At 62.2% G+C, this 22,120-nt stretch carries 24 protein-coding genes; 16 read left to right on the top strand and 8 right to left on the bottom strand.

The annotated features are described in order from the left end of the window. Nucleotides 1-30: 30 nt before the first annotated feature. A complete protein-coding gene (locus PATSB16_RS16585) occupies nt 31-1,218 on the top strand; it encodes a glycosyltransferase family 9 protein (RefSeq protein ID WP_072628675.1) in 1,188 nt (395 codons plus the stop codon). A gap of 234 nt (nt 1,219-1,452) precedes the next feature. After that, nucleotides 1,453-2,343 (top strand): N-formylglutamate amidohydrolase, encoded by an 891-nt coding sequence (locus PATSB16_RS16580; protein ID WP_052892726.1) that lies wholly within the window; start codon nt 1,453-1,455, stop codon nt 2,341-2,343. 44 nt (nt 2,344-2,387) lie between these two features. Here the strand turns inward: PATSB16_RS16580 and PATSB16_RS16575 are convergent, their stop codons facing one another. Then, complete coding sequence (locus PATSB16_RS16575; protein ID WP_047215162.1) at nt 2,388-2,912, bottom strand: TlpA family protein disulfide reductase; 525 nt, start codon at nt 2,910-2,912, stop codon at nt 2,388-2,390. Between the two features lie 302 nt (nt 2,913-3,214). Between PATSB16_RS16575 and PATSB16_RS16570 the strand changes: the two genes are divergently transcribed. Next, nucleotides 3,215-3,679, top strand: a complete 465-nt coding sequence (locus PATSB16_RS16570) for a hypothetical protein (protein ID WP_052892725.1) — start codon at nt 3,215-3,217, stop codon at nt 3,677-3,679. 73 nt (nt 3,680-3,752) lie between these two features. On the opposite strand, the gene PATSB16_RS16565 is transcribed toward PATSB16_RS16570, so the two are convergent. Both PATSB16_RS16565 and PATSB16_RS16560 read right to left on the bottom strand, forming a co-directional pair. Next, nucleotides 3,753-5,267 carry a YifB family Mg chelatase-like AAA ATPase gene (locus tag PATSB16_RS16565; protein WP_047215161.1) on the bottom strand — a complete coding sequence of 505 codons (1,515 nt, stop codon included), beginning with the start codon at nt 5,265-5,267 and terminating at the stop codon, nt 3,753-3,755. Nucleotides 5,268-5,419: 152 nt separating this feature from the next. Next, entirely contained in the window at nt 5,420-5,665 is a 246-nt protein-coding gene (locus tag PATSB16_RS16560) for an accessory factor UbiK family protein (RefSeq protein ID WP_047215160.1), read from the bottom strand. A gap of 340 nt (nt 5,666-6,005) precedes the next feature. Here PATSB16_RS16560 and PATSB16_RS16555 point away from each other — a divergent pair, with 340 nt between their 5' ends. The 9 genes from PATSB16_RS16555 to ptsP all read left to right on the top strand — a co-directional run bounded on the left by PATSB16_RS16555 (nt 6,006) and on the right by ptsP (nt 15,131). Then, nucleotides 6,006-6,806, top strand: a complete 801-nt coding sequence (locus tag PATSB16_RS16555) for a TorF family putative porin (RefSeq protein ID WP_047215159.1) — start codon at nt 6,006-6,008, stop codon at nt 6,804-6,806. A 115-nt stretch (nt 6,807-6,921) separates the two neighbouring features. Further along, nucleotides 6,922-7,260 carry a P-II family nitrogen regulator gene (locus tag PATSB16_RS16550; protein ID WP_047215158.1) on the top strand — a complete coding sequence of 113 codons (339 nt, stop codon included), beginning with the start codon at nt 6,922-6,924 and terminating at the stop codon, nt 7,258-7,260. Between the two features lie 27 nt (nt 7,261-7,287). Next, nucleotides 7,288-8,682 carry an ammonium transporter gene (locus PATSB16_RS16545; RefSeq protein WP_047215157.1) on the top strand — a complete coding sequence of 465 codons (1,395 nt, stop codon included), beginning with the start codon at nt 7,288-7,290 and terminating at the stop codon, nt 8,680-8,682. 197 nt (nt 8,683-8,879) lie between these two features. Further along, the gene (gene gshA, locus PATSB16_RS16540) at nt 8,880-10,169 is read left to right on the top strand and encodes a glutamate--cysteine ligase (RefSeq protein WP_047215156.1); all 1,290 of its coding nucleotides are present in this window, start codon (nt 8,880-8,882) and stop codon (nt 10,167-10,169) included. A 226-nt stretch (nt 10,170-10,395) separates the two neighbouring features. Beyond that, nucleotides 10,396-11,430, top strand: a complete 1,035-nt coding sequence (locus PATSB16_RS16535; RefSeq protein ID WP_047215155.1) for a helix-turn-helix transcriptional regulator — start codon at nt 10,396-10,398, stop codon at nt 11,428-11,430. A gap of 85 nt (nt 11,431-11,515) precedes the next feature. After that, nucleotides 11,516-12,454: a glutathione synthase gene (gene gshB, locus PATSB16_RS16530; RefSeq protein WP_047215154.1), complete on the top strand. Its 939-nt coding sequence runs from the start codon at nt 11,516-11,518 to the stop codon at nt 12,452-12,454. A 149-nt stretch (nt 12,455-12,603) separates the two neighbouring features. After that, nucleotides 12,604-13,014, top strand: coding sequence for a PTS sugar transporter subunit IIA (locus PATSB16_RS16525; protein WP_047215153.1), 411 nt, complete (start codon nt 12,604-12,606; stop codon nt 13,012-13,014). Between the two features lie 9 nt (nt 13,015-13,023). After that, nucleotides 13,024-13,293 carry an HPr family phosphocarrier protein gene (locus PATSB16_RS16520; RefSeq protein ID WP_047215152.1) on the top strand — a complete coding sequence of 90 codons (270 nt, stop codon included), beginning with the start codon at nt 13,024-13,026 and terminating at the stop codon, nt 13,291-13,293. A 101-nt stretch (nt 13,294-13,394) separates the two neighbouring features. Beyond that, nucleotides 13,395-15,131: a phosphoenolpyruvate--protein phosphotransferase gene (gene ptsP / locus PATSB16_RS16515; protein WP_047215151.1), complete on the top strand. Its 1,737-nt coding sequence runs from the start codon at nt 13,395-13,397 to the stop codon at nt 15,129-15,131. Nucleotides 15,132-15,138: 7 nt separating this feature from the next. Here the strand turns inward: ptsP and PATSB16_RS16510 are convergent, their stop codons facing one another. The 3 genes from PATSB16_RS16510 to gpmA all read right to left on the bottom strand — a co-directional run bounded on the left by PATSB16_RS16510 (nt 15,139) and on the right by gpmA (nt 18,430). Continuing rightward, nucleotides 15,139-15,906 carry a HesA/MoeB/ThiF family protein gene (locus tag PATSB16_RS16510; RefSeq protein WP_047215150.1) on the bottom strand — a complete coding sequence of 256 codons (768 nt, stop codon included), beginning with the start codon at nt 15,904-15,906 and terminating at the stop codon, nt 15,139-15,141. 76 nt (nt 15,907-15,982) lie between these two features. Then, nucleotides 15,983-17,521: a S41 family peptidase gene (locus tag PATSB16_RS16505; protein WP_047215149.1), complete on the bottom strand. Its 1,539-nt coding sequence runs from the start codon at nt 17,519-17,521 to the stop codon at nt 15,983-15,985. Between the two features lie 162 nt (nt 17,522-17,683). Next, nucleotides 17,684-18,430: a 2,3-diphosphoglycerate-dependent phosphoglycerate mutase gene (gpmA, locus tag PATSB16_RS16500; protein WP_047215148.1), complete on the bottom strand. Its 747-nt coding sequence runs from the start codon at nt 18,428-18,430 to the stop codon at nt 17,684-17,686. Nucleotides 18,431-18,538: 108 nt separating this feature from the next. Between gpmA and PATSB16_RS16495 the strand changes: the two genes are divergently transcribed. From PATSB16_RS16495 to PATSB16_RS16480, 4 genes are all read left to right on the top strand, one after another. Next, nucleotides 18,539-18,946, top strand: a complete 408-nt coding sequence (locus PATSB16_RS16495; protein WP_047216677.1) for a rhodanese-like domain-containing protein — start codon at nt 18,539-18,541, stop codon at nt 18,944-18,946. 10 nt (nt 18,947-18,956) lie between these two features. Continuing rightward, the gene (grxC, locus tag PATSB16_RS16490; protein WP_047215147.1) at nt 18,957-19,220 is read left to right on the top strand and encodes a glutaredoxin 3; all 264 of its coding nucleotides are present in this window, start codon (nt 18,957-18,959) and stop codon (nt 19,218-19,220) included. 66 nt (nt 19,221-19,286) lie between these two features. Then, on the top strand, nt 19,287-19,790 hold the full coding sequence (gene secB / locus PATSB16_RS16485; RefSeq protein WP_047215146.1) for a protein-export chaperone SecB: 504 nt from the start codon (nt 19,287-19,289) through the stop codon (nt 19,788-19,790). Between the two features lie 34 nt (nt 19,791-19,824). Continuing rightward, a complete protein-coding gene (locus PATSB16_RS16480) occupies nt 19,825-20,859 on the top strand; it encodes an NAD(P)H-dependent glycerol-3-phosphate dehydrogenase (protein ID WP_047215145.1) in 1,035 nt (344 codons plus the stop codon). On the opposite strand, the gene trmL is transcribed toward PATSB16_RS16480, so the two are convergent. Continuing rightward, nucleotides 20,832-21,302 (bottom strand): tRNA (uridine(34)/cytosine(34)/5-carboxymethylaminomethyluridine(34)-2'-O)-methyltransferase TrmL, encoded by a 471-nt coding sequence (gene trmL, locus PATSB16_RS16475; RefSeq protein WP_047215144.1) that lies wholly within the window; start codon nt 21,300-21,302, stop codon nt 20,832-20,834. The two genes, PATSB16_RS16480 and trmL, sit on opposite strands and share 28 nt — an antisense overlap. 21 nt (nt 21,303-21,323) lie before the next feature. Beyond that, complete coding sequence (locus PATSB16_RS16470; protein WP_047215143.1) at nt 21,324-22,073, bottom strand: ComF family protein; 750 nt, start codon at nt 22,071-22,073, stop codon at nt 21,324-21,326. Between the last annotated feature and the right edge of the window lie 47 nt (nt 22,074-22,120).

Genomic DNA, 22,120 nt, shown 5'->3' with positions numbered 1-22,120 from the left:
GCATCGATCGATTTTTGCTTCCGCTGCTCGATGAGCTTGAATGCGCTTCTCAAGCGAGGGCCGTTTGCCAAGGCACCGGCGCGAATCCTGGTCGTCTGCACGCGCCGGATCGGCGACGTCCTGCTCACCACCCCGCTGATCCGATCCCTGAAGAAAAAATGGCCCGGCGCGGCGATCGACATGCTCGTGTTTCGCGGCACCGAGGGCGTGCTCAAAGGCAATCCCGATCTGCATGAGGTCATTGCCGTGGCACACCGGCAGCCGTGGCGCCAAACGCTGCGCGATCTGGGCTCGATTCGAGGCAAATACGATATCGCGATCACGGCGATGTCGTCGGATCGGTCACGCATGTATCTCTGGATGGGAGGGCGCTGGCGTCTGGGCGTGGTGGAAGCGAAGCTGCGTGACTGGCCCAAGCGGCTGATGCTCAGCCGGGCCATGACGATCCCCGACGATGGGTCGCATGTGGTGCAGGATTCCATGCGCATTGCCCGCGAGATGGCGGCCGTGCCCACCGGCGAGGTTGTGCCGCCGGTGCCGACCGAGGCAGAACGGCAGCAGTTGCGGCAGTCGCTCGCGCCCCTGGCGGGGCGCGCTTACGCCGTGTTGCACCTGCGACCGAAATATCGCTACAAGATGTGGACCGACGACGGCTGGTTTGCCCTGGCGCAGTGGCTGCAGCAGCGCGGTCTGGCGGTCGTTCTCACTGGCGGCGGCGATGCCGATGAGTTGACCTATGTCGACGCGCTGGCGCAACGGCTGCCGGGCATGCTGAATCTGGCTGGCAAGCTGAGTTTCGCCCAGACGGCTGCTTTGATCGCATCGGCTGAACTCTATGTCGGCCCGGATACGGCGACCACGCATACGGCGGCGGCTACCGGAACGCCGGTGGTCACGATGTTCGGGCCGACCCCGCCGGATCGGTGGGGGCCGTGGCCACACACCTGGGATTCGCTGGACAATCCGTGGCAACGGCGCGGCAGCGCCCATCGAGGCAACGTCTATCTTGTGCAGGGCCCGGGCGAATGCGTGCCGTGCGGGGAAGAGGGCTGTGACCGACACCTCGACAGCGACAGCGCTTGTCTGCAAAATTTACCTGCCTCGCAGGTCATCGCGGCCGCGCAGGTTATGCTCGAACTCAAACGCTGCAAGCAGGGTGCCAAGGATGTCGAGCGAGCCGTTTCGGTACCTGCCGCGCCGCCGCACGCCGAGCGGTGACAAAAATCGCTGAGCCACGGCTCGGCTGATTCATTTTTTTCGAGCCTGGTTTGCCGGATTGGCGAGCGTTGACCAGCGACGACCCTTCCAATGGCGCGCTCTCATGACGATCACGGCACGGCGGGTCGACCCGAGCGGGGCGGCGAGCCGTTTTGAGGCCTAGAATGCCAATAGCGGCATGTGCACGCGGCGTGTGATGCGCCGTCGTACCCGCCGCGCCGCTTCACCGGAGAGATGACCATGTTGCCCCGTCACGTGGTGGATGGCCGGTATTTTGTCGAGGCGCCTCTCGAGGCGTGCGTGCCCGTCGTGTGCGACTCGCCCCACAGCGGGATCGTGTTCCCTGCCGATTTCGCGACGAGTGCGCCGCTCGAGGCGATTTACACCAGTTGGGATGCTCACGTCGACGAATTGTGGGCAGAGGCCCCGCGGTTCGGCGCGGTGCTGCTGGGGGCGCTGTTTCCGCGCGCGTATATCGATCCCAACCGGGCAATTCACGATATCGATCCGGATTTGCTGGCACAGTTGTGGCCGCATGACGCCCAGCCGGGCGAATGCAGCCAGCGCGGCGTCGGCCTGATCCGCCGCTACGCCGCACCTGGCGTGCCGATGTATGACCGCCGGCTCAATGTGGCCGAGGTCGAGCGTCGCCTGCACGACTACTATCAACCTTATCGCCAGGCGTTGAGCGACGCGCTGGAGCAGGCGTGGCAGCGCAACGGCATGGTATGGCACCTGAATTGCCACTCGATGCGCTCGCGCGGCGGCAATTTGAATCGCGACAGCGGGCAGGCTCGGCCCGACGTCGCGATCAGCGACAATCACGGCAGCACAGCGGATCCGGCGTTTACCGAATGGGTCGTTTCACGTTTCGAGGCGATGGGCTATCGGGTTGGGGCCGATGCGCTTCATCAGGGTGGCGATCTGATTCGCAGCTACGGCGATCCGCCGCGGCAACGGCACAGTGTGCAGATCGCCATTAATCGGGCACTCTACATGGATGAGACGACGTGCGAGAAGCACGAGGGATTTGACGTCGTGCGGGAGAATATCGGCCAATTCCTGCGCGAGTTGTGCGATTTCGTCGGGCAGCGGCTTTCGGCTGACGAACGTCCTTCGCAATGAAAGAAGCCCCGCGTCAGCGGGGCTTTGGCGTCTCAACCGCTGGCTCAGGCCTGTTTGCCGAGCGCGCGGTTCAACAGCTTATCGAGCTCCGCGTAGGATGGCGGGCCGACATACTGCTTGAGGATCTTGCCGTCCTTGCCGATTACGAAAGTGGTCGGCGTGAGCTGTACGTCGCCGAATTTCTTGGCAACGCTGCCATCCGAGTCCATCGCCACCATGAACGGCAACTGACGGGATTGTGAGTAATTGGCGACATATGTCGGCGAGTCGTAATTCATGGCGACCGCGATGAATTTCAGCCCGCGGCTTTTGAATTTATCGTACGTCTGCACCATCGACGGCATTTCCTGCATGCAGGTCGTGCAGCTGGTCGCCCAGAAGTTGACCAGATAGACCTTGCCTTTCAATTGGGCGCTGTCGATCTTTTGTCCCGAGAGCAGGGTGAATGTGACGTCTGGCGCCTGCTTGCGGCCAGTGAACGCAACAAAGGCGGTCACGGCGATGATGACAGCTACCGCCGCGGCAAGCAGTTTTCCCAGAGAAAACGGGCGTGAGGAAGTTGTCGTCATTGTGATTCTGCAAACAGTCGACTCGAGGCAAATAATTCTACCCTGAATTGTAGGTTGCCGCGAAAACCGTGCCGCCCATGGCGCCCCCAAGCTTGACGGCCGTCATGGAAATGCCTCGGTCTGCGCATCACGAGCTTATTGTTGCGTGCGCCGTCGGGCGCCGGCGGCGTGATGGATAATGCAGTTTTACGGGGGAGCGGCGAGTGGCGCGATTATTTTTTCGGCGTTTGGCGATCCAGCGGCTTGCCGCGATTGGATGCCTGGTATGGATAGCGGCGTGTTCTCCGCACTATGATTGGCGCGTGGTTCAGTCCGATGACGGCGCGTACAGCATCACTTACCCAGCCAAGCCAAGCAGCGACGCGCGTGAAGTGCATTTGTCCACGGGCGTGTTGCCAATGCACATGCAGGCAGCGCGGGTCGACCAGGCGTTATTTGCCGTGGGCGTGATCAAGTTGCCGAGGGCAGACCTCGCCTTGCGCGCGCAAGTGATGGCCGATCTGCAAAAGGGATTGCTCGCCAACCTGGGCGCCGCGCAATCGCAAGTGCAGACGGTGCAGATCCGTGTGGCGTCGCAGTCGCCGCCTTTCGTGACGGGCATCGGAGTCTACGCGCGAGGGCAGGCTGTCGACGGCAAGGCACAGCGCTTCGTCGATGCGCGCTTCGTCGCGCATGGTGACCGGGTCTATCAGGTTGTCGTGCTCGGTGAAAAGGCGCCGCCGCAAGACCAGATCGAACAATTCTTCGATTCATTCACACTCGAGTAGCCCGGCCGGCGCGTCGCGGACCGGGCGACACCTTGGATGGCCAAGCGATTCGGTCGCATTGGCTTCGCGACGCTCATTTGGCCGAGACGGCGCGCCGATATTGAATCGCTTCTGCGATATGAGCGCTGTCGATCGTGTCGACGTCATCCAGATCGGCGATCGTGCGTGCGATTTTGAGCGCCCGGTGATAGGCGCGAGCCGACCAATGCAGCCGATTTGCGGCATGACGCAACATGCCGGCGGCCGCTGACGTCGGTTGGCAGAACCGGTCGATATCCCGCCCTTGCAGCGCGTGATTGGGCCTGTCTCGGCGGGAGATTTGCCGGGCGCGTGCCGCACCGACCCGGCGTGCGATATCGTCGCTCGATTCGCACGCGGGCTGGTTGGCCAGATCGTCGGCGCTCAGGGCGGGCACCTCGATTTGCACGTCGATCCGGTCGAGCAGCGGCCCCGACAAGCGGCCCTGGTAACGGGCAACAGCCTCGGGAGTGCAGCGACAGCGCCCTGACGCATGGCCGAGATAGCCGCAGGGGCAGGGGTTCATGGCCGCGATCAGTTGAAATTCGGCGGGAAATTCCGCCTGCCGGGAGGCGCGCGAGATCGTTATACGGCCGCACTCCAGCGGTTCACGCAAGACCTCCAGAACTTTGCGGTCGAATTCCGGTAATTCGTCGAGAAACAGGACACCGTGGTGGGCCAGGCTGATTTCGCCGGGCCTGGGGGTGCCGCCGCCGCCGACCAGCGCCACTGCCGATGCGGTGTGATGGGGCGCGCGGAATGGCCGCAGGCCCCATCTCGCCGGGTCGAAGCCCTGCGTGCTGAGGCTGAGCACGGTGGCGACGTCGAGCGACTGCGCTTCGCTCAGCGGCGGCAGCAGGGCGGGAAAGCGGTTTGCCAGCATGGATTTCCCGGTGCCGGGCGGGCCGATCAACAACGCGTGATGCCCGCCGGCGGCGGCAACTTCCAGGGCGCGCTTGACTGGCGCCTGCCCTTTGACCTCGCTCATGTCGGGATAGTCGCACACGCATGCGGGAGCCGCTCGTCGGTGAGCGACGAGTCGGTCGCCGTCGTCCCGGGCCATCAGGTGCGCGCAAACGTCGAGCAGCGATCTGGCGGGATAGACGGTTGCGCGGCCGACCAGTGCCGCTTCGTCCGCATTGGCTGCCGGCAGGACGAACGCGGTCGGTGCTTGGGCATGCGCGAGCGCGTGTGCCATGGCCAGGGCCCCGCGTATTGGCCGCAACTCGCCGGACAGAGACAGTTCGCCCGCGAATTCGTGATCGGCGAGCGCCGTGGCGGGGATTTGCCCGCTGGCCGCCAGGATGCCCAGCGCAATGGGCAGGTCGAAGCGGCCCGACTCCTTGGGTAAATCTGCCGGCGCCAGATTGACGGTGATGCGGCGTGCGGGAAATTCGAAGCGGCAGTTCTGGATCGCGGAGCGAACCCGGTCGCGGCTTTCCTTGACCTCGGTGTCGGGCAATCCGACGATCGTCAACGACGGCAGACCGTTGGCGAGATGAACTTCGACCGTCACCTCGGGCGCGCGCATTCCAGCTAGCGCGCGGCTTTTGACGACCGCGAGCGACATGACGTGTTTCTCCCTGTGGCGGCGAGCCGGTGTTGCCAGGATGACTCGGCTGCGCCTCGTTAGCCGAGCACTATACGAGGCATCGACCGCCGGCGGGAGTAGTGAGGGGCAAAATCGGAATGCGGGAGCTGAGCAACGGAAAAAATCCGAGCTCAGTCCTGATGATGAGAACGACCTTCGAGTTCGGCGATGCGGCGCTCCAGGGCTTCGAGTTTTTCCCGGGTGCGCGCCAGGACCTGAGCCTGGACATCGAATTCTTCGCGCGTGACCAGATCGAGCCGATTGAAGCCCTGCACCATCATCGCCTTGACATTGCGCTCGATGTCGCGGACCGGCGAATTCTTGAGCATTTCTCCGAACTTGGCTTGCATGTCGGTCAGGATGTCATTGGGTTTCATCGCCTATTCCTCCTTGGCAGGGGCATTCATTCAAACGGGCACCGCGGTAGTGCATGCACCGAATCCGTGCATTTGGAACGCACTATTGGGCACGAGGCGAGCTGCCGGACGGAGCGTTCCGAAATGCCCGGAACTGTATCACGGAATTTCTTTCGTGTTTGGCTCGCAAACGTTCCGGCCAGCGCGCTGGGAGGCTGCCCTGGTGGCGCACCGCCGACGGCCAGCCAAGCGCGTTTTTCGCACTGGTTGATTTCAGGTGGCACAGGAGTTGCTTATCCCATCGATGGAAGGTGGGTCGCAAGCAACTGTCATTCAACGAATTCAACCGGGGTAACGCGATATGAAAACTGTATCAGCTGTGATGGCGGGGTGTCTATTTGGTGGCGCGATGGCGGGCATGGTTGGCGCTGCGCGGGCGCAGTCGGCACCGGCATCTCCTGCCAGTGCATTGACGATCACGGCCAACGTGGGCCTGGCGTCGGACTACCGGTTCCGCGGTATTTCCCAGACCAACAAGAATCCTGCCGTACAAGGCGGTTTCGATCTCACGCATACGAGCGGCTTGTATGCGGGGGTATGGGCTTCCAACATTAGCTGGATTTCGGATGGCAATTCGGCGGTAAGCGCCCCGGTCGAAATGGATTTTTATGGCGGATATCGCGGGGAGATCGTCAAGGGGCTGACCTTCGACGTTGGCGGCTTGCAGTACTACTACCCGGGTTCGTATCCAAGCAATCAATATTTCCCGCGCCCGCATACGTTCGAGCTTTACGCGCAACTGGGTTACGGGCCCTTCACGCTGAAATACTCGAACTCCCTGACGCGTCTGTTCGGACTGGTTAACCCCACGACTGGCGCATCGACCACCAACAGCGGATATATCGATCTGACCGGGAATTTCGACCTTGGCTGGTGGGGCTTGAGCGCGACGGGCCATGTGGGCCACCAGTTTGTCCATAACTACAGCAAGGCGTCGTACACGGACTGGAAGATCGCCTTGAACAAGGACCTCGGCAAGGGCTTTAGCGCCTCGCTCGCCTATATCGATACCAACGCGGACAAATCAGTTTATTCGGCTGCCAACAACGGCAGGTTTTTGGGCGGTGCCACGGTAGTTGCCAGCATTACCAGGACGTTTTGAAGCGATCAGGGCGTGATGCGGGAGCCGGGCTCGGCCTACCCGCGTCGCATGCGGCTGCGTCGGGCGATCGCCAGCGTCTCGCCCGATTGCAGCAACCTACAAGGAGTCAGACATCATGAAGTTGATTATCGCCATAGTTAAGCCATTCAAGCTCGACGAGGTGCGCGAAGCGTTGTCCGCGATCGGCGTCTCGGGCATCACGGTCACCGAGGTCAAGGGCTTCGGAAGGCAAAAGGGGCACACGGAGCTGTATCGCGGCGCCGAGTACGTGGTGGACTTTTTGCCCAAAGTGAAGATCGAGGTCGTCGTCGGCGACGACGTGGTCGATCAGGCCGTCGAAGCGATCGAGCAGGCCGCTCGTACCGGCAAGATCGGCGACGGAAAGATTTTTGTCACATCCGTCGAGCAAGTGATTCGGATCCGCACCGGCGAGACCGGCGCGGACGCTCTGTAAAAAAATAGGGACAAGAGGAAAACGAAGATGCGTAAATTATTGGTGTTCTTGTTGCTCACCGGCTCGCTGCTCGCCGGCGGGGTCGGCGCGGCGATGGCGGACGATGCGTCCGCGCCGGCCGCGGCAGTGCCGGCGGCGACCGCCCCAGCGGCCCCGGTGGCGGCCCCCGCCGCGCCGACTGCGCCATTTTCGGTCGACGCATCGAAGATCAGCGCGGGCGACACGGCCTGGATGTTGACTTCCAGCGCTCTGGTGCTGTTCATGACGATTCCCGGCCTGGCGTTGTTTTACGGCGGCATGGTGCGCAAGAAAAACGTGCTGGCGACGTTGATGCAAAGCTTCGCGATCACCTGCGTGGTGACGGTGCTCTGGACGGTCATCGGCTACAGCCTGGCGTTCACGCCCGGCGGGCCGTTCATCGGCGGGCTCTCGCGCGTCTTCCTCGAAGGGATGAATTACATCAAGGGAGATAAAGCGACCACGCTCACGGTGAGTCACCTGGCGCCGACGATTCCGGAGACAGTGTATTTCGTCTACCAGATGACATTTGCGATCATCACTCCGGCCCTGATTACCGGCGCGTTCGCGGATCGCATGAAGTTCTCCGCCATGTTGATCTTCATGTCGCTGTGGTCGGTCATCGTCTATGCCCCGATCGCCCATATGGTGTGGGAGCCGACCGGCTGGCTCGCTGGCGCCGGCATCCTCGATTTCGCCGGCGGCACGGTGGTGCATATCAATGCGGGTATTGCCGGCCTGGTGTGCTGCCTGGTACTGGGCAAGCGGGTGGGTTACGGCAAGGAGGCGATGGCTCCGCACAACCTGGTGCTGACGCTCATCGGCGCCGCGATGCTGTGGGTCGGCTGGTTCGGCTTCAACGCCGGCTCGGCGGTGGCTGCCGACGGCCGTGCCGGTTTCGCGATGCTGACCACCCAAGTGGCTACTGCCGTGGCGGCACTGGCGTGGATGTTCGTCGAGTGGATCGCTAAGGGCAAGCCATCGGTGCTGGGCATCGCCTCGGGCGCCGTGGCCGGGTTGGTGGCCATTACGCCGGCGTCCGGGTTTGTCGGCGTCACGGGAGCCTTCGTCATCGGGATTGCTGCGGGCGTGATCTGCTTCTGGTCGGCAACCTGGCTCAAGGGCAAGATCGGCTATGACGATTCGCTCGACGCGTTCGGCGTGCATGGCATCGGCGGTATCGTCGGCGCACTGCTGACGGGCGTGTTCGCGGTCAAGGATATCGGCGGCGTCGATGGCAGCGTGATTCTTCAGGCCAAAGGGGTGTTGACGACGCTGATTTACAGTGGCGTGGTGAGTTTCATCCTCCTGAAAGTCATCGATAAGGTGATGGGCCTGCGCGTCAGTGAAGAGCAGGAGCGCGAGGGTCTCGACGTGACGCTGCACGGGGAACATGTCGAATAGAGCATCTTGCGGAATAACCTTTTGGGGTTAAGGGGTAAGCGCGAGGAGAGTCGCCCGGGCCGCAAGGTACGCGGTCCGGGCGTTTGGGACGGGTGCCAGGCACCCGTTTTTTTTGCTTGAATTCCCTTTGGACGGCCGCAGATATTCAAAGAACTATTTGCTCTACAATCGGAGCTTCATTTGCATCTGAGAAGCGCATGGTCCCGCACCTCGTTACGGCCCTCAAGGGGCCGCTGCTTGATCTAGAGAAAAAAATCCTCGATGCCACGCCGGCAATCGAGCGCTGGTTCCGCATGGAATGGCAGGAACACACCCCGCCGTTCTACTGTTCTGTCGATTTGCGCAACGCGGGTTTCAAGCTCGCGCCGGTCGACACCAACTTGTTTCCGGGCGGTTTCAACAACCTGTTGCCGGAAATGTTGCCGTTGGCTGTGCAGGCGGCCATGGCCGCGATCGAAAAGATTTGCCCGGACGCGAAAAATTTGCTGATGATTCCGGAGCAGCACACGCGCAACACGTTTTACCTGCAAAACATTGCGCGATTGTCCGCGATCATGCGGCATGCCGGCTTGAACGTGCGTCTGGGCAGCCTGTCGCCGGATATCACCGAACCGACGACGGTGGAGTTGCCGGACGGCCAGCAACTCGTGATCGAGCCGCTGGAGCGCACATCGCGCCGCCTGGGTCTGAAAAATTTCGACCCGTGTTCGATCCTGCTGAACAACGATCTGTCGACGGGCATTCCGCCGATCCTGGAAAATCTGCACGAACAGTATTTGCTGCCGCCATTGCACGCAGGATGGGCCGTGCGTCGCAAGAGCCAGCATTTCGCGTGTTATGACGACGTGGCAAAGAAGTTTGCGAAATTGATCGACGTCGATCAGTGGATGCTGAATCCGTATTTCACCAAATGCAGTGGTGTCGATTTTCAGCACAGTACCGGCGAGGAGTGCCTGGCCGACAGCGTGGACGCGCTGTTCAAAAAGATCAACAAGAAATACCGCGAGTACGGCATCGAAGAAAAGCCCTTTATCGTCATCAAGGCCGATGCCGGAACGTATGGCATGGGTGTGATGACTGTGCGTGACGCCGCGGAAGTCAAACACCTGCCTCGCAAGGAGCGCAACCGGATGAGCGTGGCGCAGGAAGGGTTGCCCGTGAGCGACGTCCTGCTGCAGGAGGGGGTGCACACCTTCGAGAAGATCAACGAAGCGGTTGCGGAACCGGTCGTGTATATGATCGACCGCTACGTGGTCGGCGGATTTTATCGGGTTCACACGGGACGGGCGGTCGACGAAAATCTCAATGCGCCGGGCATGCACTTCGTGCCGCTGGCGTTCGAGCATACGGCCTTGCCGGATGTGCATGCCAAGCCGGGTGCGGCGCCGCCCAATCGCTTCTATATGTACGGTGTCGTGGCGCGCTTGGCGTTGTTGGCTGCATCGCTTGAGCTGGAGCGTACGGATCCAGATCAAGAAGTGTATTAAAAAAATGTGCCCGGCCGGCCCCCCGACAAGCCGGGCACTATATTTGCCGCACATGCGAGCGATGTGCGGCAAATTCTCGCACCGCATACGCGGTGGGCGCAGAACCTTATTATCGACTCCCTGATTTGCCTGTCTTGCCGGTTGACCTTGCAAGCGTTCAATCGTGTTCGCGCCACAGAATGATGCTTGCTTTTCCGGATCGAAACATCCCCCAATGAGGGGATGAATGGCGAAGCAAGTTCAATATCAGATTGCTCCTATAAGGATCGATGTGGGTAAACAGGCCAATTTCACTGCGTATCTCGATCAATTGTGTCGTACCGGCTGGGATAGCCGGATTGTCATGCCCGATGTGCTGACGGCGTTGCGGACGCTGATTCCATCCAGTGCGGCCGGCTGTCTTTGGTTGGACTCGCGCGGCCGGCCCGCGGATTTTTGGCTTCCGCAACTGAGTTTGACGCAGCGGTGCCAACTGGCTACCCGACTGCGCGGGCTAGGGGCGATGAGTGTGGAGCGCACGGGTGAATCGGATATCCAGCGGTACCTGCTGGAGCCCGGGGCATTCGGGCATGTGCTGGATATCTGGCTCCAGCGCGGGCAGCGCGCCGATGCCGTACTGTTGCTGTTCAGGTCACCGTCGGAGAAGCGCTTCGGCCGGCGCGAGCGCGAACGCGCCGCGCAGTGGTTGCCGCTGCTTAGCCAACTGACCGCGCCCGAGCGTGCGGTGCCGGTATTTCGCGACAGCGGCACGGATGGGACGCTGGTTATTCGCCACGGACTTCCCCAATGGAGCGACGCGGAAGCCGATCAACTGCTCCAGCAGCGACTGCGTTGCTGCGCCGGTGGAGGATGGCTCGATATCGCGCCGGTGGCACACTGCTGCAACGAGTTGGCCGCACTGATCGATGGGGGCGGGGAGCGTGCCGCACCCGTCGAGCGGTTTATGACTGTCCCGGGCGGGCGCGTGTGGTTACGTGCGGCGCGGCTGTCGGCCTGCGGCGGGCGGCGGGACGCGGCGGTGAGCGTCACGCTGCGCGAGCAGATACCAACGGTACTGTATCTGCTGCGCTGCCTGCGAGACACGACATTGTCGCCGGCTCAGCAGCGCATCGCTTGCCGGCTCGCAGCCGGGGCCACGCGTGAGGAAGTGCGGCGCGATTGCCGCATCGGGGCCGAGACGATGAAAACCCATTTGCGGCAGATACGCGGTCGCCTGCATGGTCAGCATGCCGCCGATCTGTTATCGCTCATTGGTGTCTGATGGGCTGCGGTTGGTCATCGCGGGTGCTCAAGCGCACTTGGATGCGCTCGGCTAAAATGAAGTTTTCGCTCGTCGCAACTGTGCAATGCATATTCTCTTTATTGCCGACCCGCTCGACCATTTCAAGATCTACAAGGATACGACCTTTGCGATGATGCGCGAGGCGGCGGCCCGGCAGCATGAAATTTACGCGTGTGGCCCCGGTGATCTGGCTTGGCAGGGCAGCCGCGTCGAAGCGCGGGTCACGCATATTCGACTGACCGGCGATGCCCATGCATGGTACGAAGAGGTTGAAAGCAAGGTCGTCGCCCTGTCGGATTTCGATGCGATTTTGATGCGCAAAGACCCTCCGTTCGACATGGAATACGTCACGTCGACGTGGCTGCTCGAAGTGGCGGAGCGGGCCGGTGCCAGGGTTTTCAATAAGCCGCAGGCGATTCGCGATCATTCCGAGAAAGTTGCGATCGCCGAATTTCCGCAGTTCATGCCGACGACTCTGGTGACGCGGGACGAGAAGCGTTTGCGTGCGTTCCACGCCGAGCACGGTGACATCATTCTCAAGCCGCTCGACGGTATGGGCGGGACCGGTGTTTTCCGCATCACGTCCGAAGGAATGAATCTGGGCTCCGTCATCGAGACCTTGAGCGAGAATGGGCGTCGGTCGGTGATGGCGCAGCGGTTCATCCCTGAAATCAGCGCTGGCGACAAACGCATTCTGGTGATTGCCGGCGAAGCCGTGCCGTACTCCCTGGCGCGGATTCCTCAGGGAGGCGAAGTGCGTGGCAATCTGGCGGCCGGCGGCCTGGGCAAGGCTCAGCCGCTGACTCCGCGAGACCGCGAGATCGCCCGCGAACTCGGGCCCCGATTGTGGGCACGAGGCTTGCTGCTGGTTGGTTTGGATGCGATCGGCGATTACCTGACCGAAATCAACGTGACGAGTCCGACCTGCTTTCAGGAAATCACGCAACAGACGGGGTTCGATGTCGCGAAGATGTTTGTGGACGCGTTGGAGCGGGCCGTTTGATCACGGTGCAAAGCGGCTGTCCAATGGCGCCCGGAGATGTAGGAAATCGGGCTTTTTGGCCCTGTTACAATGCGTTCCTCGGAAACTTATCGCGGTAAACCATGGCTGGTCGCGCCGGGGCGTGGCAGGCACATGAAGGCCGGGCTGGTATGGCAGGAATCTTAATAGTCGCTCACGCTCCGTACGCCACGGCGCTGCGGGAATGCCTTTCACACATCTATTGCGGTTGTCCCTCGCATATCGGTGCGCTCGACGTCGAGGCGGACCAGGATCCTGCGGCCCTGCTGGTTGCCGCTCGCGAACAGGTTCAGGCGCTGCGCGAAGACAACGGCATGCTGGTGCTGACCGATCTGTTCGGCGCTACGCCGTCGAATATCGCGGCGCAGCTTGCGGCACCGGATGTACGCGTGTTGGCGGGTGTCAACCTGCCGATGCTGATCAAGGCGGTCTGCTATCGCACGGTGCCGCTCGAGACGCTGGTCGATAAGGTGCTGGCCGGGGGCGCCCAGGGCATTCTGCAAGTTGGGGCGTGTTCTGCGCCGACTCTTCAATCCTCTTGAAGTCAATACATGCTTCGACAAGAAACCAAAATAATCAACAAACTTGGCCTGCATGCGCGTGCATCGGCGAAGCTCACGCAACTGGCCGCGCGTTTCCAGAGCGAAGTCTGGCTCACCCGGAACGGCCGCCGTATCAACGCAAAGAGCATTATGGGCGTTATGATGTTGGCAGCCGGTATCGGATCCACGATCGAGGTGGAGACCGAGGGCCAGGATGAGACGCAAGCCATGGACGCCATCCTCCAGCTGATTGCCGATCGATTCGGCGAAGGGGAATAGCAGGGCGCTGCGCCGCGCTTGAAATGCCGTTGGCGACTGCCGAATATTTGGAACATATCGGCGGTTCCCAGCGTCTACGACAATAAAATCGGGAGTCCCGCGTGTCGTTCACCTTGCATGGAATACCGGTGTCTCAAGGCATCGCCATCGGACGTGCCTATCTGCTTGCCGCAGCCACACTGGATGTTCCGCATTACCTGATCGAGCCCTCGCAAGTCGAGAGCGAAATCGCCCGCTTCTACGAGGCGCGCCGCGCCGTGCAGCAGGAACTCGATACGCTCAAGGCCGAGTTGCCGGCGGATGCGCCGGGTGAGATGTCGGCGTTCCTCGACGTTCACTCGCTGATCGTCAACGATGCCATGCTGGCCGACACGGCGCTGGACTTGATCCGCTCGAGTCATTACAACGCCGAATGGGCTTTGATGACGCAAGTCGAGGCGCTGATCGCCCGTTTCGAAGACATCGAAGACGAATACCTGCGCGAGCGCAAGGCCGATATCGAGCAAGTTGCCGACCGCATGCTGAAGGTGCTCGCAGGGGTGCCCGGTATTCGGTCGGTCGCGGTCCAGGCGCCTCGCGACGACATGATCGTGGTGGCGCGCGATATCGCGCCGGCCGATATGATGCAATTCAAGACCCAGGTGTTTCGAGGCTTCGTGACCGATCTTGGCGGCAAGACGTCGCATACCGCCATCGTGGCGCGCAGCCTGGGCATTCCCGCGGCCGTGGGGGTGCAGCACGCCAGCCAATTGATCGAGCAAGGCGATCTGATCATTATCGACGGGGATCAAGGGGTAGTGATCATCGATCCGGCGCCGATGATCCTTGAGGAGTATCGCTATCGCCAAAGCGAAAAGGTGCTCGAACAGCGGCGATTGCAACGCTTGCGCTATTCGCCCGCGCAAACCATCGACGGCACGCCGGTGGCGCTGCTGGCCAACATTGAATTGCCGGAAGACGCCGAGGCGGCGGTCGCGGCGGGCGCGGTCGGCGTGGGCCTGTTCCGCAGCGAATTTCTCTTCATGAACCAGGCCGACATGCCGGACGAAGAGGCGCAATTCGAAGCCTATCGCCGTGCGGTTGCGACCATGCAGGGATTGCCGGTGACGATCCGCACGATCGACGTCGGCGCGGATAAATCGCTGGATGGCCACGAGAGTTATGAAAACGGCGCAAATCCGGCGATGGGGCTGCGCGCAATTCGCTGGAGCCTGTCCGAGCCGCGCATGTTTCTGACCCAGTTGCGTGCGCTGCTGCGCGCGTCGGCCCTCGGTCCGGTGCGCATTTTGTTTCCCATGCTTGCGCATGCCCAGGAGATCGATCAAACGCTCGAACTGGTGCAGGAGGCCAAGCGGCAGTGCGATGCGGCCGGATTGGCTTACGATCCGAATGTCAAGTTGGGTGCGATGGTCGAGGTGCCGGCGGCCGCGTTGGCGTTGCCGATGTTTCTCAAGCGGTTGGATTTCCTCTCGATCGGGACCAACGATTTGATCCAATATACGCTGGCAATCGATCGTGCCGACAATGCGGTGGCACATTTGTACGACCCGATGCATCCGGCCGTGCTGCAATTGATTGCGCGCACGATTCGGGAGGCCCGGGCCGCCGGGGTGCCGATCGCCGTATGCGGCGAGATGGCCGGCGATCCGATGCTCACGCGTCTCTTGCTAGGCATGGGGCTGCGGGAGTTTTCCATGCATCCGAGCCAGATCCTCCAGGTCAAGCAGGAGGTGCTGCGGGCTTATCTGCCCGCGTTGGAGCCGGTGGTCAAGGATGTGCTGGCGGCCGTCGAGCCGGAGGATTTGCAGGCTGCGCTGGCGCGGCTTGCCACCGTTTAACCCCGTCTCATTGCGGCGAGTGAGCTCGCCGGCTCGAGCAGACCGGGCAGGTCGGATTGGCGGCGCAGCGCATCGTGCTCCACTCCATGGTGCGTGCGTCGAGCATCAGCAGTCGCCCCGCCAGCGATACCCCGATCCCGGCAATCAACTTTAGCGCCTCGGCCGCCTGCACCGCACCGATGATGCCGACCAGCGGCGCGAACACGCCCATCGTCGCGCATTGCTGTTCGGTGAACTCCTGGTCGGCAGGGAAAAGACACTCATAGCAGGGGGAGGCGTTGTCGCGCGGGTCGAACACGCTGACCTGCCCATCGAAACGCAAGGCGGCGCCGGCAACGAGCGGCACCCCTTGGCTGACGCAGGCCCGGTTGATCGCATGTCGCGTCGCGAAATTATCGCTGCAGTCGAGCACCACCGAAGCCTCGGCCACCATTTCTTCCAGCAACGCCTGATCGGCACGCAGCACAACCGCATCGACCCGCACCTCGGGATTGATCAGTGCCAGGCGGGCTTGCCCCGATGCCGCCTTGGGTTGTCCGACGCTTTGCGTGTCATGCAGGATCTGCCGCTGCAGATTGGTCAGATCCACCGTGTCGTCATCGAGCAGCGTGAGCTTGCCGACGCCCGATGCGGCCAGGTAAAGAGCTGCGGGCGAGCCCAGCCCGCCGGCGCCGACGATCACCGCATGGGCGTCCATCAGGCGTTGCTGGCCTTCAATACCTATTTCATCGAGCAGGATGTGGCGGGAGTAACGCAGTAACTGTGAATCGTCCATGGATGCGGCGCGATAAAGTGCAGACGTAAAAAAGCCGGACCGGCGGTTGCCAGGTCCGGCTGTCAGTGTAAGTCAATTACTTCTTGCCGGCAGGCGCCTTGCTGGCGGGGCCCGGCGCCGCGGGTGCCGAAGCGCTGCCCGGGGCCTGTGCCGAAGTCGTTGCGTCGGCCGTTGCAACTGGCGACTTGGAGCGCTGAACCGGCTCGCCCTTCAGTTCGTGCAACGCCTGTTGCAGCATGAAGTCGCCCGAGCTGCCGAAGTCCGGCAGGCGCGCGTTGCTTTCTTTTTCGAGCTCCGCGGGAGTCTTCTTGGCATTTTCGATCTCGAGCCGGCGCAGCGCTTCCAGGCGCAATTTCTCGCGTTGCTCGATCTGCTTCTGCTCGTTCGGGTCCTGCAGGTTGTGCAGGTGATTCGAATAATCGATTTCGCGCGTGGCCAGGATATCGTCCGGATCGCCATTCGCGCTTTGGTCAACCGGAATATCCGGCGTGATGCCGATCGATTGGATCGAGCGCCCGCTCGGCGTGTAGTAATAAGCGGTCGTCAGGCGCAGCGCGGTGTCCGGCGACAACTGGCGTACGGTTTGCACCGAGCCCTTGCCGAAGGTCGTTTTGCCCATGATGATCGCGCGCTTGTGATCCTGCAGCGCGCCGGCGGTGATCTCGGAGGCTGACGCGGTGTAGGCGTTGACCAGCACCACCATCGGCACGGTCTTGAAGATCGCCGGTTCGTTCTTGAGCGGATCTTCGGGGCTGGCGCTCAGGCGATAGTTGTCGAAGTTTGCGCGATAGGTCTGCTTGGCGTCCGCGATCTGCCCGTTGGTGGTGACGACGACCGCATCCGGCTTCAGGAAGGCCGCCGACACGCCGACTGCGGATTGCAGAATGCCGCCTCCGTTGTTGCGCAGGTCGAGCACCAGGCCTTTCAGATGGGGCTGTTCCTTGGCGATTTGCTGGAGGGTCTTGGCGAGATCCGGAACGGTGCGCTCCTGGAAGCTCGTGATGCGAACCCACGCGTAGCCGGGGGAGACGATCTTGAACTTGACGCTGTGCACCTTGATGATGGCGCGCGTGATGGTTACCGGGAAAGTCCGCTGATCGGTCTTGCGATAGATCGTCAGCGTGACCTTGGTGCCGGGTGCGCCGCGCATGTTCTTGACCGCCTGGTCCAGCGTCATGCCACGTACCGGCTTGTCATTGATGCTGGTGATCAGGTCGCCCGGACGCAATCCGGCGCGGAACGCGGGCGTATCTTCGATCGGAGCAATGATTTTCACCATGCCGTCTTCCTGACCGATTTCGATGCCCAGGCCGGCAAATTGCCCGTTGGTCTGCTCCTGCAGCTCCTTGTAGTCCTTTTTGTCCAGGTACGCGGAGTGCGGATCGAGGCTGGCAACCATGCCCTTGATGGCTGCCGTGATCAGCTTCTTGTCGTCGACCGGCTTGACGTATTCCTGCTTGATCTGGCCGAACACCTCGGCAAACAGGCGCAGCTGGTCCAGCGGCAAGGGGGAGGGCGCACTTTGCGCGGATGCCAGCGAAAAAGCCAGGGTGGCCGCAATGCCCGTAATCAGGCCCAGGGTGATGAGGCCGATGTGTTTGAGGTGTTGGCGCATAGGGGGATCAATTCCGGTTTGACGGCACGCCGATACTCGAAAAATCGACGCACAATTCGCGAAGTATAACCTTTTGCCGGCCCGGCGACGCGGCCTTCGCATTCGACCGGAACCCGCGCGGGTGGTTCGCGCAGGTTCCGGCGAATCCGAAAATAGTGCCGGTTAACGCGCCTTGCCTTGGCTGGCTACCGATGCCATGGCGCTGGCGATTTCGGCCTGGTTGCCGAGATACTCATGGCGCAGCGGTTTGAGATTCTCGTCCAGTTCATAGACGATGGGAATACCGTTCGGGATGTTCAGGTTGACAATGTCCTGATCGGACACGTCGTCCAGATACTTGATCAACGCACGCAGCGAGTTGCCGTGGGCGGCAATCACGATGCGCTTGCCCGAGCGGATCGCCGGCGCGATCGATTCATTCCAGACCGGCATGACCCGGGCGACGGTATCTTTCAGGCACTCGGACAATGGGATCTCCTCGCGCTTGAGTCTGGCGTAGCGCGGGTCGCTGCAGGCGTCGCGCGAATCGCCCGCGGTCAGGGCCGGCGGCGGGGTGTCATAGCTGCGGCGCCACACCAGAACTTGCTGATCGCCATATTTGGCGGCGGTCTCGGCTTTGTCGAGCCCGGTCAGGGCGCCGTAATGCCGCTCGTTCAGGCGCCACGAGTGAACCACCGGAATCCACATCAGATCCATCTCGTCCTGAACGTGCCACAACGTGCGGATGGCGCGCTTGAGCACGGAGGTATAGGCCAGATCGAAAACGAAGCCGGCTTCGCGCAACAGCTGGCCGGCATGACGTGCCTCGGTCGCCCCCTTCTCGGTGAGGTCGACGTCGACCCAGCCTGTAAAGCGGTTTTCCTTGTTCCACAGCGATTCGCCGTGACGGATGAGCACGAGTTTGTACATAAGCGGTTCAATTAGAGTAAAAAATCTGTGCGCGCAGCCCGGGACGACAGGCACGCCAAACGGATTATTTTATAATGGTTGGATTATTTTGATTTTTTCGGGTGGTTCGTGAAGTTTTTTGCTGATTACTCCAATCTCGTCCTGATCGCGATCGCCCTGATTTCCGGTGGGTTGCTGGCTTGGCCTGTATTGTCGCGGCGGGGCCGCGGGGTGTCGATTATCGAAGCGACGCAATTGATCAACCGCCGGCATGCGCTGATTCTCGACGTGCGCACCGATGAGGAGTTCAGCGGCGGGCATTTGCCTCAAGCGAAGCACGTGCCGCTCGAGGAGCTCGAAAAAAAGGCGGGCCAGATGGCCAAGAACAAGACTACACCCGTTTTGCTGGTGTGCCGCAGCGGCCAACGGTCCGCAAAGGCGCTGGCGATTCTGCGCCAGCTCGGCTACGCCGAAGCCTTCAGCCTGCAGGGCGGCGTCGAGGCATGGCAGCAAGCCGGCCTGCCGATCGTGAAATAAGGAATTTGCAATGGCCAAAGTTGTGATGTACAGCACTCAGGTGTGCCCCTATTGCCAGATGGCGGAGCGCCTGCTTCGCTCGCGTGGCGTGGAGCACGTGGAAAAGATCCTGATCGACAAGGAACCCGGTCGACGGGAGGAAATGATGTCGCGCACCGGTCGTCGCACGGTCCCGCAGGTGTACATCGACGATCGGCATATCGGCGGATACGACGATCTCTCGGCACTCGACAGAGCCGGCGGCCTGGTGCCTTTGCTGCAGCAAGTCGCCTAGGGTCACGGCCTCTTTGGCTTCATCGGCCGCGCGCATGCGCGGCTGTTCATTTTTCAAGGAAATCCCATGTCCGACCAGCAACAGCCGTTTTTCAATATTCAGCGCGTCTATCTCAAGGATTTGTCGCTGGAGCAGCCCAATTCGCCGGCCATTTTCCTCGAGCAGGATATGCCCACGGTCGAAGTGCAGGTCGATGTGGGCGCCGAGCAACTGGCCGAAGGTGTGTTCGAGGTCGTCGTGATCGGCACCGTAACGGCCAAGGTCAACGAGAAAGTCGCATTTCTGGTCGAAGGCAAGCAAGCCGGGATATTCGACATTCGCAATGTGCCCGCCGAGCAACTCGATCCGCTGATCGGCATCGCTTGCCCGACGATCATCTATCCGTACTTGCGCTCGAACATCGCCGATGCGATCAGCCGTGCCGGATTCCAGCCGATCCATCTGTCGGAAATCAACTTCCAGGCGCTCTACGAGCAACGCCTGGCCGCACTGGCCGAGCAGCAAGGCGAGACCGGCGCCGATGACAGCGGGATCGTGATGCCCGACGGCTCTGCCGCGCGTCCTCACTAAGCGCTTGGCAAACCGCCCTCCCGCCACACATTTCATGCGAGTCTCGGTATTTGGCGCAGGCGCATGGGGAACTGCGCTGGCAAGCCACATGGCGCAGCGTCATGACGTGTTGCTGTGGGCGCGAGACGCCGGGCGCGCCGCTGAAATGGCGGCTACGCACGAGAATGCCGTCTACTTGTCGGGCTGCACGTTGGCGCCGGCGCTGCGCTTCGATGCCGATTTCGATCGTGCGCTGGCCCATGCGGCCGGCGCCGACACATTGTGCGTGGCCGCGGTACCGGTAGCGGGCCTGCGCGGGCTGTGCGAACGCCTGCGCGACAGCGGCACCGCACCCATGCAACTGCTTTGGTTGTGCAAGGGCTTCGAGGCCGGCACCGGACTGCTGCCGCACCAGGTCGTCGCGGCGGTCCTGGGCGACGAAGCCGCGGCGCATTCCGGCATCCTGTCGGGGCCGAGCTTCGCTCGGGAAGTGGCCCAGGGCCTGCCGGCCGCGCTCACTGTGGCGAGCCGTTCCACCGAGTTGTGCGACCGCGTGATCCGCGCCTGCCATCACGGCGCATTGCGCGTTTATTCCAGCGACGACCTGATCGGTGTCGAAGTCGGGGGCGCGGTCAAAAACGTGCTCGCAATCGCGACAGGCATCAGCGATGGCCTTGGCCTGGGGATGAATGCCCGGGCCGCACTCGTGACCCGGGGGTTGGCAGAAATGACGCGCCTGGGCGTGGCATTGGGCGGGCGGCCCGAGACCTTCATGGGGCTCAGCGGCGTGGGCGATTTGATTCTGACCGCCACCGGCGACCTGTCGCGCAACCGGACCGTCGGTTTGCAATTGGCACAGGGCCGCACGCTGGACGAGGTCCTTGCCGCGCTCGGACATGTGGCCGAGGGCGTGCGTTGCGCTCAGACCGTGCTGGCGCTCGCCCGCCAGCATCAGGTCACGATGCCGATAACCGAGGCGGTGTGCGCCGTCCTGTTTGAGCAGTTGACGCCTCGCGCGGCAGTCGAATCGCTATTGAAGCGCGACGCCCGCGCCGAGAGGGCTCACACGCCGCCCGAAAAACCACTCTGACGCCACGCCTCGAACACGACGATCGCTACGGTATTGGAGAGATTCAGGCTGCGGCTCGTCGGGCGCATCGGCAGCCTGACGCGCTGCTCTGGCGCAAAGGTCTCCAGAATCGAAGCAGACAGGCCGCGAGTCTCGGGCCCGAAGATGAACCAGTCTCCTGCCTCCAGCGGCAGCTCGCCGAAGCGGCGCGTGCCGCGTGTGGTCAGCGCGAACATGCGCTGGGGCAACGGCCTTTCCGTCTCGAGGAAATCCTGCCAGCTCGCATGCACGTGCATTTGCGCGTATTCGTGATAGTCCAGCCCGGCGCGGCGCATTTTGGCGTCATCGAGCGGGAATCCCAGCGGCTCGACCAAATGGAGCCGTGCGCCGGTGTTGGCGCACAGACGGATAACGTTGCCGGTGTTAGGGGGGATTTCCGGCTCGACCAGAACGACATTGAACATAGCGTTTGATGTTGAAAGTAATCAGTTGGACGGCGGCGTACGCAACACGACCGCATTGACGACGCGCGCCGCGCCTTGCCGCTTGAGCGTCTTGGCGATTTCGTCGAGGGTGACGCCAGTGGTCATGACGTCGTCCACGACGATGATTTCACGCCCTCGCACCTCTGTGCCAGTGACAAACGCCTGCCGCACGTTGCGCCGCCGTGCGGCGATGTCCAGGCCGCTTTGCGGCGCCGTCTCACGTACGCGATGCAGGGCATGCGGATGGCTGGCCAGCCCCAGGTGGCGAGCAACGTTGCGGGCAATTTCCCAGGTTTGGTTAAAGCCCCGTGTGGCCAGCCTGTCTGGCGAGAGCGGCACGGGCACGATCAGCGCGTCGGGGCCCGCAACGCGCGGCCGCAGTGCCTGGCTCAGGCGATAGCCAAACTCGCGGGCCAGGGGAAGGTCGGCGCGAAATTTCAGGGCCAGTATCAAGCGATCCAGTGGCGCCCGATAATCCTGTAGCGTGACCGTGGCATCGAATGCGCGAGGCCGCGCCAGGCAATTGCCGCAGCGACCCGTGTCCATGCCCGGCGCCAGCGGGATCCCGCAGACGTCGCAACGCCCTCGGCTCTGGTCGTGCCAATAATCACGTGCGCATGCCGCGCACACCAGGCCGTGGGCGACGTCGTCACACAGCCGGCAAGTATTGGGCAGAGCGGCGTCAAGCACCCGTTGCAGGCTCACTGCGAGCTTGCGGCGAATCTTCGATGACAGCGGATGGACAAACACAGGGACGTCATACTCCAGGCAAACCGGTTTTCGCGGCCGGTGAAAGC

The sequence above is a fragment of the Pandoraea thiooxydans genome (assembly GCF_001931675.1).
Lineage (GTDB): Bacteria > Pseudomonadota > Gammaproteobacteria > Burkholderiales > Burkholderiaceae > Pandoraea > Pandoraea thiooxydans.
This window is presented reverse-complemented; position numbering and strand designations above follow the sequence as displayed.